Source organism: Burkholderia sp. SIMBA_051 (assembly GCF_046534915.1).
GTDB classification, from domain to species: Bacteria; Pseudomonadota; Gammaproteobacteria; order Burkholderiales; family Burkholderiaceae; genus Burkholderia; species Burkholderia ambifaria.
On record NZ_JAWRXS010000003.1, the window covers coordinates 351907 to 368150 of the forward strand.

The window sequence follows — 16244 nt, forward strand, 5'->3', positions numbered from 1 at the left end:
CCGAAACGACGACGAACAGGCGCGCGGGCGCGGTGGCCATGGCGTGCGGCGAACCGAAGGATGCACGATGAACCGACGTGATTTTCTGACGCTCACGGGCGCCGCGGCCGCGGCGGGCGTGTCGTTGTGGCATCCGGCCGCGCACGCGGCTTCGATGCCCGCGGGGGGGCGGGCCGGCTATGCGAACGTGCTGATCCTCGTCGAGCTGAAGGGCGGCAACGACGGCCTCAACACGGTCGTGCCGTATGCGGATCCGCTCTACTACCAGTTCCGCCGCGGCATCGGCATCAAGCGCGACCAGGTGCTGCAACTCGATGCGCATACGGGGCTGCACCCGGCGCTCGCGCCGCTGATGCCGCTGTGGCGCGACGGGCAGGTCGCGATCGTGCAGGGCGTCGGCTATCCGCAGCCGAACCTGTCGCATTTCCGTTCGATCGAGATCTGGGATACCGCGTCGCGCTCGGACCAGTACCTGCACGAAGGCTGGCTCACGCGCACGTTCGCGCAGGCGCCGGTGCCGCCGGGCTTCGCGGCGGACGGCGTCGTGCTCGGCAGCGCCGAGATGGGACCGCTCGCGAACGGCGCGCGCGCGATCGCGCTCGTCAATCCCGCCCAGTTCATCCGCGCGGCGCGGCTGGCCGAGCCGTCGTCGCTGCGTGAAAGGAACCCGGCGCTCGCACACATCATCGACGTCGAGAACGACATCGTGAAGGCGGCGGACCGGCTGCGCCCGCGCGGCGGGATGCGCGAGTTCAGGACGGCCTTTCCGGCCGGTACGTTCGGGACCTCGGTGAAGACCGCCATGCAGGTGCTCGCGGCATGCGAAGCGTCGGGGCCCGGCGCGCAGGATGGCGTCGCGGTGCTGCGGCTTACGCTCAACGGGTTCGACACGCACCAGAACCAGCCGGGACAGCACGCCGCGCTGCTCAAGCAGTTCGCGGAAGGGATGGGTGCGATGCGCGACGCGCTGATCGAGCTCGGGCGCTGGAACCAGACGCTCGTGATGACGTATGCGGAATTCGGGCGGCGCGTGCGCGAGAACCAGAGCAACGGCACCGATCACGGTACCGCCGCGCCGCATTTCGTGATGGGCGGCCGCGTGGCCGGCGAGCTGTACGGTGCGGCGCCTGCGCTCGCGCACCTCGACGGCAACGGCAACCTGCCGGTCGCGGTCGATTTCCGTCAGCTGTATGCGACCGTGCTCGGGCCGTGGTGGGGGCTCGATGCGACGCGCGTGCTGCAGCAGCGCTTCGACACGCTGCCGCTGCTGAAGGTGTGATGAGGGTCGTGCGTTGCGGCGCGGGTCAGCGGCGGCGCGCGGCGCGCCATGCGATCCACAGCTTGCGGATCGGCGTCAGCGCGATGCGCTGGTGCAGCACCTGGTAGCCGTCACGCTCGATTTCGTCGAGCAGCGCGCCGGCCAGTGCGATCTGCGCACGCAGCGTGCGTTGCGCGCGGCGTTCGGAGGCGGGGATCGCTGCGTCGGCGGCGGCCAGCGCTTCGCGCGCGCGCGCCGTCTGAAACTGCAGCAGCTCGGTGAAGGCCGGGCTGTAGCGGCGGTTCAGCAGGTCGGCCGCGGTCACGTTGTAGCGTTGCAGTTCGTCGATCGGCAGATAGATGCGGCCATGGCGTGCATCGTTGCCGAGCTCCTGCACGAATTGCGCGAGCATCAGCGCGCGGCCGGCGTCCGCGGCCCACGGCTGCGGGTCGGCCGGATTCGCGGCGCTGGCGCGCGCGACCAGCGATGCGAAGGTGCCGCCGACCTGCGCGATGTAGCGTTGCAGGTTCGCGAAATCCAGGTAGCGCGCTTGTTCGAGATCCATCCCGTAACCGTTGACCAGCGTGCGCAGTGCGTCGGCTTCGGCCGCGATCGCCGGATGATGCTGCGCGAGCGCCTTGGTGACCGGATGCGACGGTTCGCCGGCGGCGAGCGCCGCGAGCTCCTTGTGCCACCACGCGAGCTTCGTGTGTCCGACGGTCGGGTCGCTGGTTTCCTTGACGGTTTCCTCGAGTTCGCGGCGCAGCGCGAACAGGGCGGTCAGGCGCGGTTCGGCAGCGAGCGGCGCCTGGCGCAGCGCGTAGTAGACGCTGGAGCCCGCGGGGGCGGCCTTTTGCTGACAGTAGTCGTCGAAGTTCACGGGTGGGATCGTGGCGGAGGCGGGTTCGGGGGCGCGCGCCGGCGCGTGGCCGGCACGTCGAGCGCGGCATTCTAGCACCGCTGTCCGGCGGGCGCCGGCGGGGCGAGACAACGCCGCACAGATCGGGTAGAATCTCGCGCTCGCCTGATCGGGCATGCCGGTTTTCGGGCCGGCATGAAGTCCCGGGCGCGTGGAGAACGCATCTTGCGTGCCGCGCGGTCAGGTGACGGACAATACGCGTGAGTGGCGAAATTGGTAGACGCACCAGGTTTAGGTCCTGACGCCCGCAAGGGTGTGCCGGTTCGAGTCCGGCCTCACGCACCACATATCCTCCCAAGCCGGTTCAGGTTTGGAAAGGAAGCCCCGTCAGTCAAGTACCGACGGGGCTTTTTGTTTCCAGCGTTGCTTGGCGTTTCCGATTGATGCCCATGGAATCGGGGACATCGAAATACCCGCATGCCCGGCCGCCCTTGGGCGGGCGACGTATCGCATCGACGGCAGGGAGAAACGGATGGCCGTGCGACTCCGTTATCAACCCATCGCAACTGATTTGTACATTAACGTTGATGCGCCGGCGCAGACGAGCTTCGGTGGCCCATCAGCGTCCTCAAGATATTCTTGCCGGGGAGTTCGATCGTCCTATATGTCAACCACGACAGCGCGATCGTCGCGACGAAAAAGGCGACGAAGAAGCTGCGGCTGCTATATGGCAACTCGTGTCCGGATGCGACGCCCAGGATGTGCACGGCGAGTTGCATCGGAAAATGCACCAAATAGATCGAATATGAAATGGAGCCGAGGAACACGAGGGGAGGAAGTTTGAGCACCTTGTTGACGACCGTCCCTCGCATCGACCCGACAATCAATGTCGGGAAGCAAATCAGCGTAACCACGATGTCCAGACCACTCGAAAATCTGGAGCTGGCGAAGTAGTAAAGGAAGCACGCGGTCGACGAAACTGCAAGGAGGTCATAGACGGGTTTCGCAATCGAGATCTTGTCGAACACGTCGTTGATGCGTAACAGTGCGACGCCGATACAGAAGCCGAACGTCGCGCGGAAAATGTCATTGTCGATGCCGAACAGGGCCGTGTCGCTGATCAAGCCGTTGCGAAAGATGGCTGCGAGCGCGACCACGAATCCAGTTCCCACCAGAACGGCGGACAGCCTTTTCCGGGTCGAAATGGCCGCAAGGAAGGCGATGTTCACTACGAACTCGGCAGAAATTGACCACGATGGCGCGTTGAACGAGAAGCCCCGCTCGAGTCCGGTTCTGTTGAGCAGCAGCAGGTTGAGAACAAATTCCCGCTTGTCGTTGTAGATGTAGGTAAAAGGTGGCGAGCTGAGGCGGTGCACCAATACCCATTGCATGACCGCGACAAGGCACAGCATGACGAAGTGCAATGGATACAGGCGAGCGATTCGATCACGAAGATTCGACGAGAAATTCGGTGATCGCTTGTCATTCCAGTAGGTGCGAGCGAGCACGAACCCGGAGAGCACGAAGAAGAAGTCGACCAGCAGCAGCCCGTGGCCATAGAACGGGGCCATCAGGCTGGGAAACGGAGACGCATGGAAGTGGTTCGTGTAATGCCAGGCGATTACGCCGATCGCTGCCAATGCTCTAAGGCTATCCAGTTCGTGTAGCCGTTCGTTTCCGCTCATCGCGTTATGGACTGGTGTTGAATTTGCGCGATTGTATCCGAGAAAGCGTCGCTCTCTGGAGCGCAAACCCGCGGCTACCACGTCCCGAGACCATGCGCCCGCGGAGCCTATGAACGCTTTCCAGCCGAACTGAGCGGTTTGCCGCTTGTCCCGATAAGCGCCACACCTGACAAAAGAAAGCGCCGTGACTCGACCGACCGCAGCGCTTTGTCGTTTTGCGTGACGCGCCTAATCCCAGAAACTCCGCACCGCGACCGCCACGATCACCGGCACCGAAAACACCAGCGGAATCGCGAAATACTGCGCTTCGCGATCGACGATCCAGCTATAGATCAACCACGCCACGCCGATCGCGAACGTGATGAGGCCGACCAGCACGGCGGCGATATTCAGAGCCAGCTTCGAAGGCTGGCGGCGCGCTTTGTCGTTGGTGTCGGGTTCGCGCGGAGACGATTTCATCTGACGAGGGGCCTGGCAGGTGTAAAAGCACAGGAAACCCCATCCGCCCCGATCGCGCAAGGGCCGGCGTGTGCCGACCCCGTATCTTGCGTGAACGCGCGTTACAACCCGAACGACGCTGCCAGTTCGTCGAGCAGCTCGCGCTGGAACGCGACGAACCGCTCGCCCGGCTGCTGCGCGATCGCGAGCGCGAGCATCGGATCGGCGACCTCGGTACGCATGCCGGCCAGTTCCTCGACGATCGCGAGCCCGCAGAACGGCACGTACGCCTCCGAATACCCACCTTCATGGACGATCACGAGCCGCCCGCCGCAGTGGCGCTGTGCCGCGTCCTTCACCGCCCGCGTCATGAACCGGTAGCTGTCGGTATGCAGCAGCATGCGCGCGAGCGGGTCGACCGCGCTCGCATCGAGGCCGCTCGCGACGACGATCAGTTCCGGCCGGAACCGTTCGAGCGCCGGCAGCACGATCCGCTCGAACGCATACCGATACGCGTCATCGCCGCTCCCTGCCAGCAGCGGCACGTTCAGGTTCGCCCCGACGCCCGTGCCTTCGCCGCGGTCGGCGCCGCCGCTATAGCCGGGCGGAAAGCAGCGGTCCTGATGCAGCGAGATCGTCAGCGTGTCCGGATCGTCGTAGTAGATCGACTGCGTGCCGTTGCCGTGATGGACGTCCCAGTCGATCACCGCGACGCGGCCGATGCCGTGCTTCGCGCGCGCGGCCTCGATCGCGATCGGAATGTTCGCGAGCAGGCAGAAGCCCATCGGGCGATCGCGCAGGCAGTGATGGCCGGGCGGCCGCGACAGCGAGAACGCGTTGGCCGCATGCTCGCCGACGACGGTGTCGATCGCCGCGATCGCAAGGCCCGCGGACAGCGTGGCGATCTCGTAGCTGCCCTTGCCGAACGGCGCGAGATCGCCGAGGTCGCCGCCGTGCGCATCGCTGAGCGCGCGGAACGCGTCGAGATAGCTCTCCGGATGGATGCGCAGCAGATCGTCGGCGGTGGCCGGCGCGGCGCCGCGCATGTCGAGGTGAGCGGCGAGGCCCGATGCCTGCACGAGCGACAGGAAGCGGCGCTTCGAATCGGGAGACTCCGCGTAGCCGGCGCTCGATGCCGGCTGGACCCAGCCGCCGACCGGGAAGAACAGCGCGTGCGTGCCGCCGGTGTGCCAGAAGGTGCGTTCGTCGGTGAAGAAGGCAGTGCGATTCATGGATGTGCTCGACCTGTCACGGTTGGGAAGAAACGGAAGTCATGGGCGTGCGCGCGCGGCGATCGAGATGGCGCAGCGCGGCGAACGACGCGATCGCGCCGGCGGTGGCGGCCGCGAATAGCGCGTGCATCGTGCCGCTGGCATCGAGCAACAGCCCGGCGAGCAGCGGGCCGGCCGCGAGGCCCGCACCGATCACGAAATTGAGCGTCGCGACGAGGCGCCCGGACGTATCGATCTGCGCGACGGTCGCGAGCATGAACGGCAGCACGAACGTCCACGCGAACTTGAACGCGAAGATCGCGGCGCTGTAGCCGATCGCATCCGGCAGCGCGGCGAGTGCGACGAGCGATGCCGCGAGCAGCGCGTAACCGGCGGCCAGCATCGCGCGCCGGGCGAGCCGGCCGCCCGCGCACGAGGCGAGCGCCGCGCCGGCAATCCCCATCACGCTCGCGATCGCGAGCACGTTGCCGGTCGACTGCGGATCGAGGCCGGCCTGCGCCGCCGCGCGGCTCGCGAACGTCCACACGCTGCCGATCGCGAGATAGAACATCAGCACCGCGCCGATCGCGAGCACGACGAAACGTCGTGACGCATCGGCATCGGCGCCGCCGCGCGCGGCCTGTGCCGACGCGGTCCGTGCACCGAGCGTCGCCGGAAAGCCGCGCGACAGCGGCGCCGCGAGCAGCGCGAGCACGGCCAGCGCGACATACAGCGCGCGCAGCCCGAACGCGGCGAACACGTGCGGCAGCACGAACAGGCCGATCGCGCCGGCGGTCAACTGGCCGACGACCCACAGTCCGTACACGCGATCGCTGTTCTCGCTCGTGGCCGCACTGGTCATGCAGAGCACCATCAGCGAGCCGCCGCCGAGCGCGGTGACGGCTCGCAGCGCGAGCAGCGCGCCGAAGCCCGGCATCCACAGCGCGGTCAGCAGGTTGCCCATGCCGAACAGGGCGATTGCGCACGCAGCGACGCGGCGCGCATCGACGCGGCCGAGCCACAGATACGACGGTACGGTCGCGAGGCTGAACGCGCCGAGTTCAACGAAGAAGTAGGTGCCGATCTGCGACGCGGACAGCCCGAGCTGCGTCGCCAGCTGAGCGGCGACGGCCGGCGCGACGAGCAGCAGCAGCGGCGTGATGGCCGCGAACACGACGAGCGCGACGAGTGTCGAGCGCGCGAAGGGCGCTGCGCGGCCGTCGGACGGCAGCGCGGCATCGGAGCAAAGGGTTTTCATGGCGGGATCTCGCTGGACGGAATCAGAACAGGTGGTACATGCCGACCATCGCGCCGAACTGCGATGCGCCGGCAAGCGGCGTCGGGTCGTATTCGTAGACGGTCTGCGAACTCTGGCCGCTGTTGCGCGCATAGCCGAGGTTCACGTAGGCGACGGTGCGTTTCGACAGCGCGTAGGTGGTGCTCGCGATGAACAGCGTCGGGTGGCCGATCGCCGGCGTGTGCGAATCGGTGTGGTAGACGCCTGCGTTCAGTCCGACTCCGCTCGAGGTCAGATAGCGCGCGCCGCCCCAGACGATCGTGCGCGCCGCGTCGAGGTTGCCGCTCACGCGTTCGACGCCCGCATAGACGGTGAGCGGCAGTGACGCGAATGCATAACGTGCGGCGAGCGTGCCGAGGTCGCGGCGGCGCGCGGAAGCATCGTCCGCGGCGGATGCGTCGCCGCGCGCCTGATGCAGCACCGCACTGACCGACAACCCGTTGCTCGTGTACTGGCCGCCGAGTTCGAGCACGCGCCCGGCGCGCGCATTGCCCGCGACGCCGGCCGTTGCCGCGAGGGCCTCGACATCGAAGCCGGCGAACGTGGGCGACTGATACTTGATCGAGTGGTCGATGAAGTTCGCCGTCATCGGCACGATCACGCCCTGGCCGCTGTACGACGCGTACCACAGCGGGTCGTAGAACAGCGTCTTGTCGAACAGCACGCTGAATTGCCGGCCGAGCGTGACGGTGCCGGCCGGCCCCGCGACACCGACGTACGCGCCGCGGAAGAACGCATAGCCGGGGGCGGTCGCGGTGCCGTCGTTGAGGTTGAGGCCCTGTTCGAGCTTGAACAGCGCGCGCCAGCCGCCGCCGAGATCCTCGTGGCCCTTCAGTCCGACCTGCGAAGGCAGGATCCCGTAGTTCTGCAGCTGCACGGCCGCATGCCGTCCGTCGGCATGCGTCAGGTACTGCACGCCGGCGTCGAGCGCACCGTACAGCGTGAGGGTCGACTGCGCGTGCGCGGCAACGCTGCACGCGGCGAGCGCCGCGGCGGCCGTGGCCGTGCGGATGAAGCGGGGTGTCATCACGTGGGGTTCTCCATGCCGTCCTGCATCGTGTGTTGTTGTCGCGACGCAGTGTCCGTAGCGGGAAAGCAGGCGAACAGTCGTGCAGATGAACGGTGTGGAAAACCCGCGGTGCACGGCGTGAACGTGCCGCGACGCCGCGCTGCGGCGTGCCGCGCGGCAGCAACGGGTGGCGTACCGTTCAAATGGATGGGGCTGGCGTGTGTTCCGGCAGCGACGCCCGCCAAAAATGCCGGTCGCTATAATCGGCCGGTCTGCGTTGCGCGCATCAGCGGCCCGGTCGGGCAGGGGAGCGGAAAGTGAGGATCACGACGGATATCGGGCAGGATCTCGACGCGTTGCGCGACGTGCCGGCCGCGATCGTGCTCGACGAATCCGCATGGCCGCCGTTGCCGCCACGGCGGGCCGATTTCGACGGCGTGACGCGCGGCGATGCAGCGCAGCGCGAACTCGGCTTGATGTTGCTCGACCTGTACGCGGTCGCCGCGCGGTCGAGCATCGGCGAATTCGAGTGCCGCTTCTTTTCGCTGCTGCAGGCGCTCATCCCCTTCGACGCCGCATGGACCGGCGTCGCCACGCACGTGCCGACCGGCCCCGTGATGCACAACAGTTTCCTGTATCGCCTTCCGCACGCGTTCTTCAGCGACTGGAAACGCGTGCGCGACTGCGATCCGCTCGCGCAACGCACGCTGCTCGGCGCACACGGTCGAGCGGTGCGCCTGTCGGTCGTCGAACCGGGATTCGACGCGCGGTTTCGCGACTGGTGCGTGAAGTACGGGCTGGCGCAGTTGATGTGCGTGTGCACGCTCGATCGCCGCTTCGGGTTGACGACCTTCATGTCGATCTACCGCCAGGGCCTGAATCGCCCGTTCAGCGACGACGATGCGAGCCGCTTCGAGGAAGTGATCCCGCATCTGGCGGCCGCGCTGACGATCAACCGCGCGGCGCAGCTCACGCGCGAGCGCGACGACGCGGTTGCGCCGGCGGCACGCGCGCTGTGCGACAACTTCGGCGTGCTGCATCACGCCGATCACGGCTTCGACGACGTGCTGCGCACCGAATGGCCGACGTGGACCGGCCCGCGTATCCCGGAGCCGCTGGTCGCGCATGGGCGACGCCAGTCGGGCCAGCCGTTCATCGGCGACGCGTTGCGCATCCAGTGCGTGCCCGTCGCGGGGCTGTTCCAGATCGAGGCGCGGCCGCGCTCGCTGCTCGACCGGCTGAGTCCGCGCGAACTGGCGGCGATCCGCTATTACGGCACCGGACGCTCGCATAAGGAGGTCGCCCAGCAGATGGCGATTTCGCCGACGACCGTGCGTCACTACCTGCGCTGCGCGTACCGCAAGCTCGGCATGCACGACAAGAGCCAGATCGCCGGCGTGCTCGGCGCGGCCGGCGGCCCGAGCGTCGACGAGCCGCCGGAGGCGGGCGGCGCGTCGCGCTGAATCGCGCATGCGAATCGATGCTGCGGGCGCTTGCACAAATGGTTGTGCCCGCAACCATTGAGCGTTATGCTCGTCAGCTTCCCGAAGACGGAATTTCATCATGAACGACACGAATTCAGGGTCGGTGCGCGCTGCGGTGGTCGGTGTCGGCGCGATCGGCGGATTGCTCGCGGCGGCGCTGTCGCGCGCCGGCATGACGGTGAGCGCCTACGCACGCGGCGCGACGCTCGATGCGCTGAATGCGCACGGCGTGCGCGTGATCGACGAGGCGGGCGCGGTGTCGTCGGTCCCGGTGCGCGCGAGCGACGACGCGGCCGCGCTCGGCGTGCAGGACTACGTGGTGATCGCGCTGAAGGCGCAGGCGTTGCCGGCGCTAGCCGCGCGCATCGCGCCGCTGGTCGGGCCCGGCACGGTGATCGTCGCCGCGATGAACGGGCTGCCGTGGTGGTTCACGCACGGGCTCGCGGGCCCGCTCGACGGCGTGCCGCTCGACGCGGTCGACCCGGCCGGTGCGGTCTCGGCGGCGCTGCCGCCCGAGCAGGCGATCGGCTGCGTCGTGCACCTGTCGTCGAGTACCGATGCGCCGGGCATCGTGCGCCGCGGTCGCGGCAACCGCCTGATCATTGGCTCGCCCGATGCGCGGCTCGACGCGCCCACCGCGCGATTCGCGGCGGCGCTCGCCGCGGGCGGCTTCGACGTCGAATCGACGCCGGCGATCCGCACCGAGATCTGGACGAAGCTGTGGGGCAACATGAACATGAATCCGCTGAGTGCGCTCACGGGTTCGACCACCGAGCAACTGCTCGACGATCCGTTCACGCGGGATCTTGCGTTGCGGATGATGGAGGAGGCGGCCGCGATCGGCGCGAAGCTCGGTCTCGATACGGGGATGGGCGGGCCCGAGCGGATCGCCTTGACGCGCAAGCTGGGCGCGTTCAAGACGTCGATGCTGCAGGATTTCGAGGCCGGGCGACCGCTCGAGACCGGGCCGATCCTCGGCGTGTTTCCGGAGCTGGGGCGCAAGCTCGACGTGCCGACGCCGTACTGCGATGCGGTGCTGGGGCTGCTGCGTCAGCGCGCGGCGAACAGCGGGCTATAGCGCAAGGGGATCGCTGCGGAGATGGCCTGCTTTGATGAAGAATGATGAGAAGTCGTTCGGTGCGTGCCCGGCAGGGAAAACCGGGCCGCTGCCCGTGCGCTTGCGCGATTCACCCGACGGGAGCGATTCGGGCGATCTGAAGGATCCGTCTGAATAAAGCGGCGCGCGCTGAATCGCTCGTGACGCATCTGCGGGGGCCAGCGTACAGCGCGGCGATTCCGGTACAGGTGTCACACATTCGCAACGCGCACAGGGGCACGGATCGCCGCCCGCGACACTCACTCGTCGCCGTCGACCGCGTGCGCGACCACCTTGTCGAGCAGCCGCTCGAACGTCTGGCGCTCGCTGTCGGACAGGCATGCGAGCAAGCCTTCATTCCACTTGCGCACGATCGGCATGATCCGGCGATGCAGCGCGCGGCCGTCGGCCGTCAGCGCGATCAGCACGATCCGGCCGTCGTCCTCGCTCGCGCTGCGCTCGAGCAGCCCCTGGCGCAGCAGCGCTTCCGCCGCGCGGCTCGCCTGGCTCTTGTCGAGATTGGTATGACGTGCGAGATCCATGATCGAGAACGGACCGAACGCGCCGACGGCGGCGATCACGCGCGCCTCGGGCAGCGAGATGTCCAGCTTGTGCCGGTACACGTCGGCGATCCCGCGGTCGGATCGCTTCGTGAGCGCATGGAGGCGATAGGTCAGAAACTGATCGAGCCCGGCTTGACGGCCTTTCATGTCGAATCCTGAAGAAAAAGGGCGGGCCCGATTGTTCCTGTATCGCGCGCTCGGGTCAACGGTCAGTGTGCGCCGTACTTCAGCCGTGTCAACTGCTCCGCTTCGTTCGCGAGCAGATTCGCCGCGTCGCGGATCGCGACGTCGAGCGTGATCGGCCCCGGTGCGGGCGAGAAGCAGCCGGCGAAGTGTTCGGACAGGCGCGGCAGCGCGGCCGGGTCGACGGCGCCGGACAACAGCGACGCGGGCACGCCGGCGGCCTGCGCGTGACGGCACGCGATGAACGGCGCCTTGCCGTGCAGCGTCTGCACGTCGGAGCGGCCTTCGCCGGTGATCAGCCAGTCGGCGCCGGCGAGCGCCGCGTCGAGCCCGACCTGCCGCGCGACGACTTCCGCGCCGGCTTCGAACCGCGCGCCCAGCATGTGCAGCGCAAAACCGAGACCGCCCGCGGCGCCGGCGCCCGCCAGGTCGCGGCCGCGCCGGTCGAGCGCCGCCTCGAGCAGGTCGGCGAAGTGGCCGAGCGCGGCATCGAGGGTCGCGACTTGCTCGGGCGCCACGCCCTTTTGCGGACCGAACACCGCGGTCGCGCCATGCGCGCCCGTCAGCGGATTGTCGACGTCGGACATGCCGATGAATTCGGCTTCCTTCAGACGCGGATCGAGCGCCGACGCGTCGATCCGCGCGATGTCGGCGAGCCGCGCGGGGACGGGCTCGACCGGCTGGCCGGCCGCGTCGAAGCATTGCAGGCCGAGGCCCGCGAGCAAGCCTGCGCCCGCGTCGTTGGTGCTGCTGCCGCCGAGCGCGACGAAGAAGCGGCGCACGCCTTCGTCGAGCAGCGTGCGGATCGCTTCGCCCATCCCGCGTGTGCTGCGCGCGTCGACCGGCACGCTCATGCCGACCGCGTCGGTGATGCCGACGATCTCGGCCGTCTCGACGATCGCGGTGCGCGCATCGATCACGCCGACTGCCGCATCGCGTGCCGCGAGCGACGCGCCGGCCACCCGCAGCGCACGCCGCGTGCCGCCGCCCGCCAGCATCGCGTCGAGCGTGCCTTCGCCGCCGTCGGCCATCGGGCAGCAGCGCACGACCGCGTCGGGCCGGGCGCGGCGGATGCCGGTGGCGATCGCGTCCGCGACCTGCTCGGCGGAAAGCGAGCCTTTGAACGAATCGGGCGCGATGACGACGACAGGCGCGGACGGGTGGTGCGGCATGGTGTCTCCGGGAAGCGTAATTGGTGTGAAAAATGGGGGCGCGACGGCGGCGCACCCTCATTCGGAGCTTACAGGATGGCGGGCGCGCGGTGGATACGTCGTTCGGCATAGCGACAATCCGCGCGCATTGCCGTGCACGGGCGCGGGCGGCATGCAGGAGCGCACCCCTGTCATGAGGGATCTGGCGGTACGAGGAAAATTGTTTGCTAGAATAGTCGATTCTTCCGGCCAAAGCCGTGCTCCGAGCCGCTTGCGCTAGCCATTCGGCGCGTGCAGGGATGGCGTGGCGCTCCGGCGCGGCATGTGGATGTGATGCACATCTCGCCGCAGGCAGGCACGGCAAGGAAAACCCGATTCGCTCGAATAATTTTAGGACGATTGAAGCCATGGCTAACGTTGTTGAGAACCTCGGCAAGCTTGAACGCCGCGTGACGATTTCCCTGCCGAAAGACACCGTGCAGAAGGAAATCGACGCCCGTATCCAGAAACTCGCGAAGAACGTTCGCATGCCTGGTTTCCGCCCGGGCAAGGTGCCGCTGAAGATGGTCGCCCAGCAGTACTCGGGTCAAGTCGAAGCGGAAGTGCTGAGCGACAAGATCGGCCAGGAATTCTTCACGATCAGCCGCGCGGAAAACCTGCGCGTGGCCGGCCAGCCGAGCTTCGAGCCGAAGCAGGAACAGGCCGAGGACGCATACGCGTTCGACGCGACGTTCGAGGTCTACCCGGAAGTGAAGATCGGCGATCTGGCGACGGCTGAAGTCGAGCGCTCGACCACGTCGATCGGCGACGCCGAAATCGACCGCACGCTGGACATCCTGCGCAAGCAGCGCGTGCACTACCACGCTCGCGGCGAAGCCGGCGAGCACGGCGACGGCGGCGCGGACACCGCGGCGAAGGACGGCGATCGCGTGACGGTCGACTTCGTCGGCAAGATCGACGACGTCGCGTTCCAGGGCGGCACGGCCGAAGACTTCCCGTTCGTGCTCGGCGAAGGCCGCATGCTGCCGGAATTCGAAACGGCGGCGCTCGGCCTGAAGGTCGGCGAACAACGTACGTTCGACCTGAAGTTCCCGGACGACTACCACGGCAAGGACGTGGCGGGCAAGACGGCGCAATTCACGGTCACGATGAAGAAGATCGAGTGGCCGCACCTGCCGGAAATCGACGCCGAATTCGCGAAGTCGCTCGGCATCGAAGACGGCGACCTGACGAAGATGCGCGCCGAGATCAAGGAAAACCTCGAGCGCGAAGCGAAGCGCCGCACGCAGTCGATCGTCAAGAACCAGGTGATGGACGCGCTGCTGAAGATTTCCGAACTCGACGTGCCGAAGGCGCTGATCGAGCAGGACCAGCAACGCCTCGTCGAAATGGCTCGCCAGGATCTGGCGCAGCGCGGCGTGCCGAACGCGAAGGACGCACCGATTCCGGCCGAGATGTTCGCCGAGCAGGCAGAGCGTCGCGTGAAGCTGGGCCTCGTGCTGGCTGAACTCGTGAAGGCGAACGGCCTCGAAGCGAAGCCGGAACAGATCCGCGCGGAAGTCGACGAGTTCGCGAAGAGCTACGAAGACCCGAAGGAAGTGGTCCGCTGGTATTATTCCAACCAGCAGCGCCTCGCCGAGATGGAAGCGTTCGTCGTTGAAAGCAACGTCGTCGACTTCGTGCTGGGCAAGGCAAAGGTGACGGACAAGGAAGTGAGCTTCGAGGCACTCGCAAGCGCATCGTCGCAAGCGTAAGTGTCGCTCTAGCGGCGTGCCGGCTGTCGGAGCGACGGCCTGCACGCCGTTTTTACGTCAAGCGCACGGTTGCCATTAATATGGCGATTGAGCGGGCGGCTTCCTTCCGTTCAATTTTCCATTCGAACAAGGTTCATTGAATGATCACTCGCGCTGAATTGCTGGACATGCTTGCTTCGAACGCGCCGCAGGGTTTCGAGGCGCAAGCGCTGGGGCTGGTGCCGATCGTCGTCGAAACGAGCGGCCGCGGCGAGCGTTCGTACGATATTTATTCGCGTCTCCTGAAGGAGCGCCTGGTGTTCATGGTCGGCGAAGTGAACGACCAGACCGCCAACCTCGTGGTCGCGCAATTGCTGTTCCTCGAGAGCGAGAATCCCGACAAGGACATCAGCCTCTACATCAACAGCCCGGGCGGCTCGGTGTCGGCCGGCATGGCGATCTACGACACGATGCAGTTCATCAAGCCGGACGTGTCGACCCTCTGCATGGGCCTCGCGGCCAGCATGGGCGCATTCCTGCTCGCATCGGGCGCGAAGGGCAAGCGTTTCGCGCTGCCGAACTCGCGCGTGATGATTCACCAGCCGCTCGGCGGCGCACGCGGCCAGGCGTCCGACATCGAGATCCAGGCACGCGAAATCCTCTACCTGAAGGAACGGTTGAACAACCTGCTCGCGCAACATACGGGCCAGGACGTCGAGCGCATCGCGCGCGACACCGACCGTGATAACTTCATGTCGAGCGAGGACGCGAAGGCGTACGGGCTGATCGACCAGGTGCTGCTGAAGCGCCCCTGAAATTAAGTGGGGTGCCGCCCCGATTGGGGCGGCGCCCGCTGCAACGTCCCGAGTGCCTTGAGCATCTGCGGCAAGCGCATCCAGCCGGCTCCGGTCGCGCCCTAGGCGCGGCGTCCGGAGCATTCGGCGTATCATGTCATTTACCTGTCCGGAGGCTCTACATTCATGGCGGACAAAAAAGGTTCGAACAGCGAGAAGCTGTTGTATTGCTCGTTCTGCGGAAAGAGCCAGCATGAGGTGAAGAAGCTCATTGCCGGCCCGTCGGTATTCATCTGCGATGAATGCATCGACCTCTGCAACGAGATCATTCGCGACGAGGCGGCTGCCGCCGGCGTCGAGGCCAGCCTGTCCCGGTCGGATCTGCCGAGCCCGCAGGAAATTCGCGACATCCTCGATCAGTACGTGATCGGGCAGGAGCGCGCGAAGAAGATCCTCGCGGTGGCCGTGTACAACCACTACAAGCGCCTGAAGCATCTCGACAAGAAGGACGACGTCGAGCTGTCGAAGAGCAACATCCTGCTGATCGGCCCGACGGGCTCCGGCAAGACGCTGCTCGCGCAGACGCTCGCGCGGTTGCTGAACGTGCCGTTCGTGATCGCCGATGCGACGACGCTGACCGAGGCCGGCTACGTCGGCGAGGACGTCGAGAACATCATCCAGAAGCTGTTGCAGAACTGCAACTACGAGGTCGACAAGGCCCAGCGCGGGATCGTCTACATCGACGAAATCGACAAGATCAGCCGCAAGTCGGACAACCCGTCGATCACGCGCGACGTGTCGGGCGAGGGCGTCCAGCAGGCACTGCTGAAGCTCGTCGAAGGCACGATGGCGTCGGTGCCGCCGCAGGGTGGCCGCAAGCATCCGAACCAGGATTTCATTCAGGTCGACACGACCAACATCCTGTTCATTTGCGGCGGCGCGTTCGACGGTCTCGAGAAGGTGATCACCGATCGCACCGAAAAGACGGGCATCGGCTTTGGCGCGACGGTCAAGAGCAAGCAGGAGCGCGACGCGGGCGAAGTGCTGCGCGAGACGGAGCCGGAAGACCTGATCAAATTCGGTCTGATCCCCGAATTGATCGGCCGCCTGCCGGTGGTCGCGACGCTCGGCAAGCTCGATGAAGCCGCGCTGATGAAGATCCTCGTCGAGCCGAAGAATGCGCTCGTCAAGCAGTATCACAAGCTGTTCGCGATGGAGCGCGTCGAGCTGGAAATCCGGCCGGGCGCGTTGCAGGCAGTCGCCCGCAAGGCGATCCGCCGCAAGACCGGCGCGCGCGGCTTGCGTTCGATCATCGAACAGGCATTGCTCGACGTGATGTACGAGTTGCCGGCGATGAAAGGGGTCAGCAAGGTCATCATCGACGAAAACGTGATCGATGGCGACGGCAAACCCCTGCTGATCTATGAGGACACGCCGAAAGTGGCGGGTTCGAACTGACCGGCTTGCCGACGATGTTCTGCGA

At 66.7% G+C, this 16244-nt stretch carries 14 protein-coding genes and 1 tRNA gene; 7 read left to right on the forward strand and 8 right to left on the reverse strand.

Annotated features, from left to right (window positions below; genetic code table 11):
• Positions 1-67 precede the first annotated feature (67 nt).
• Positions 68-1279 (forward strand): DUF1501 domain-containing protein, encoded by a 1212-nt coding sequence (locus SB771_RS09075; RefSeq protein WP_410721794.1) that lies wholly within the window; start codon positions 68-70, stop codon positions 1277-1279.
• A 25-nt stretch (positions 1280-1304) separates the two neighbouring features.
• Here SB771_RS09075 and hpnD read toward each other — a convergent pair whose 3' ends face one another.
• Positions 1305-2138: a presqualene diphosphate synthase HpnD gene (gene hpnD / locus SB771_RS09080; RefSeq protein ID WP_041491204.1), complete on the reverse strand. Its 834-nt coding sequence runs from the start codon at positions 2136-2138 to the stop codon at positions 1305-1307.
• A 237-nt stretch (positions 2139-2375) separates the two neighbouring features.
• Here hpnD and SB771_RS09085 point away from each other — a divergent pair.
• Positions 2376-2462, forward strand: a tRNA-Leu gene (locus SB771_RS09085).
• Positions 2463-2695: 233 nt separating this feature from the next.
• Here the strand turns inward: SB771_RS09085 and SB771_RS09090 are convergent.
• The 5 genes from SB771_RS09090 to SB771_RS09110 form a co-directional block, all read right to left on the reverse strand.
• Entirely contained in the window at positions 2696-3802 is a 1107-nt protein-coding gene (locus SB771_RS09090; protein ID WP_175660598.1) for an acyltransferase family protein, read from the reverse strand.
• Between the two features lie 228 nt (positions 3803-4030).
• Positions 4031-4261, reverse strand: coding sequence for a hypothetical protein (locus SB771_RS09095; RefSeq protein ID WP_006752038.1), 231 nt, complete (start codon positions 4259-4261; stop codon positions 4031-4033).
• Positions 4262-4362: 101 nt separating this feature from the next.
• Positions 4363-5472 (reverse strand): class II histone deacetylase, encoded by a 1110-nt coding sequence (locus SB771_RS09100; protein WP_175660599.1) that lies wholly within the window; start codon positions 5470-5472, stop codon positions 4363-4365.
• 16 nt (positions 5473-5488) lie between these two features.
• A complete protein-coding gene (locus SB771_RS09105) occupies positions 5489-6709 on the reverse strand; it encodes an MFS transporter (RefSeq protein ID WP_175660600.1) in 1221 nt (406 codons plus the stop codon).
• A gap of 22 nt (positions 6710-6731) precedes the next feature.
• Positions 6732-7778 carry a porin gene (locus SB771_RS09110; RefSeq protein WP_175660601.1) on the reverse strand — a complete coding sequence of 349 codons (1047 nt, stop codon included), beginning with the start codon at positions 7776-7778 and terminating at the stop codon, positions 6732-6734.
• Between the two features lie 296 nt (positions 7779-8074).
• Between SB771_RS09110 and SB771_RS09115 the strand changes: the two genes are divergently transcribed.
• Entirely contained in the window at positions 8075-9220 is a 1146-nt protein-coding gene (locus tag SB771_RS09115; RefSeq protein WP_175660602.1) for a helix-turn-helix transcriptional regulator, read from the forward strand.
• A 100-nt stretch (positions 9221-9320) separates the two neighbouring features.
• Positions 9321-10319 (forward strand): 2-dehydropantoate 2-reductase, encoded by a 999-nt coding sequence (locus SB771_RS09120; protein WP_175660603.1) that lies wholly within the window; start codon positions 9321-9323, stop codon positions 10317-10319.
• 278 nt (positions 10320-10597) lie between these two features.
• Here SB771_RS09120 and SB771_RS09125 read toward each other — a convergent pair whose 3' ends face one another.
• Both SB771_RS09125 and SB771_RS09130 read right to left on the reverse strand, forming a co-directional pair.
• Positions 10598-11047 carry a MarR family winged helix-turn-helix transcriptional regulator gene (locus SB771_RS09125; RefSeq protein WP_011657164.1) on the reverse strand — a complete coding sequence of 150 codons (450 nt, stop codon included), beginning with the start codon at positions 11045-11047 and terminating at the stop codon, positions 10598-10600.
• 62 nt (positions 11048-11109) lie between these two features.
• Positions 11110-12255 carry a glycerate kinase gene (locus SB771_RS09130; RefSeq protein ID WP_165751579.1) on the reverse strand — a complete coding sequence of 382 codons (1146 nt, stop codon included), beginning with the start codon at positions 12253-12255 and terminating at the stop codon, positions 11110-11112.
• Between the two features lie 386 nt (positions 12256-12641).
• Between SB771_RS09130 and tig the strand changes: the two genes are divergently transcribed.
• The 3 genes from tig (at position 12642) to clpX (ending at position 16219) form a co-directional block, all read left to right on the forward strand.
• On the forward strand, positions 12642-13988 hold the full coding sequence (tig, locus tag SB771_RS09135; protein WP_011657162.1) for a trigger factor: 1347 nt from the start codon (positions 12642-12644) through the stop codon (positions 13986-13988).
• A 140-nt stretch (positions 13989-14128) separates the two neighbouring features.
• A complete protein-coding gene (gene clpP / locus SB771_RS09140) occupies positions 14129-14782 on the forward strand; it encodes an ATP-dependent Clp endopeptidase proteolytic subunit ClpP (RefSeq protein WP_006496351.1) in 654 nt (217 codons plus the stop codon).
• A gap of 165 nt (positions 14783-14947) precedes the next feature.
• The gene (gene clpX, locus SB771_RS09145) at positions 14948-16219 is read left to right on the forward strand and encodes an ATP-dependent Clp protease ATP-binding subunit ClpX (RefSeq protein ID WP_006754177.1); all 1272 of its coding nucleotides are present in this window, start codon (positions 14948-14950) and stop codon (positions 16217-16219) included.
• Positions 16220-16244 lie beyond the last annotated feature (25 nt).

Excerpts from the sequence above, each read along its gene's own strand:
- SB771_RS09075 (WP_410721794.1), top strand. The coding sequence starts at position 68 with ATGAACCGACGTGATTTTCTGACGCTCACGGGCGCCGCGGCCGCGGCG.
- SB771_RS09090 (WP_175660598.1), bottom strand. The coding sequence starts at position 3,802 with ATGAGCGGAAACGAACGGCTACACGAACTGGATAGCCTTAGAGCATTG.
- SB771_RS09095 (WP_006752038.1), bottom strand. The coding sequence starts at position 4,261 with ATGAAATCGTCTCCGCGCGAACCCGACACCAACGACAAAGCGCGCCGC.
- SB771_RS09100 (WP_175660599.1), bottom strand. The coding sequence starts at position 5,472 with ATGAATCGCACTGCCTTCTTCACCGACGAACGCACCTTCTGGCACACC.
- SB771_RS09105 (WP_175660600.1), bottom strand. The coding sequence starts at position 6,709 with ATGAAAACCCTTTGCTCCGATGCCGCGCTGCCGTCCGACGGCCGCGCA.
- SB771_RS09120 (WP_175660603.1), top strand. The coding sequence starts at position 9,321 with ATGAACGACACGAATTCAGGGTCGGTGCGCGCTGCGGTGGTCGGTGTC.
- SB771_RS09125 (WP_011657164.1), bottom strand. The coding sequence starts at position 11,047 with ATGAAAGGCCGTCAAGCCGGGCTCGATCAGTTTCTGACCTATCGCCTC.
- SB771_RS09130 (WP_165751579.1), bottom strand. The coding sequence starts at position 12,255 with ATGCCGCACCACCCGTCCGCGCCTGTCGTCGTCATCGCGCCCGATTCG.
- tig (WP_011657162.1), top strand. The coding sequence starts at position 12,642 with ATGGCTAACGTTGTTGAGAACCTCGGCAAGCTTGAACGCCGCGTGACG.
- clpP (WP_006496351.1), top strand. The coding sequence starts at position 14,129 with ATGATCACTCGCGCTGAATTGCTGGACATGCTTGCTTCGAACGCGCCG.
- clpX (WP_006754177.1), top strand. The coding sequence starts at position 14,948 with ATGGCGGACAAAAAAGGTTCGAACAGCGAGAAGCTGTTGTATTGCTCG.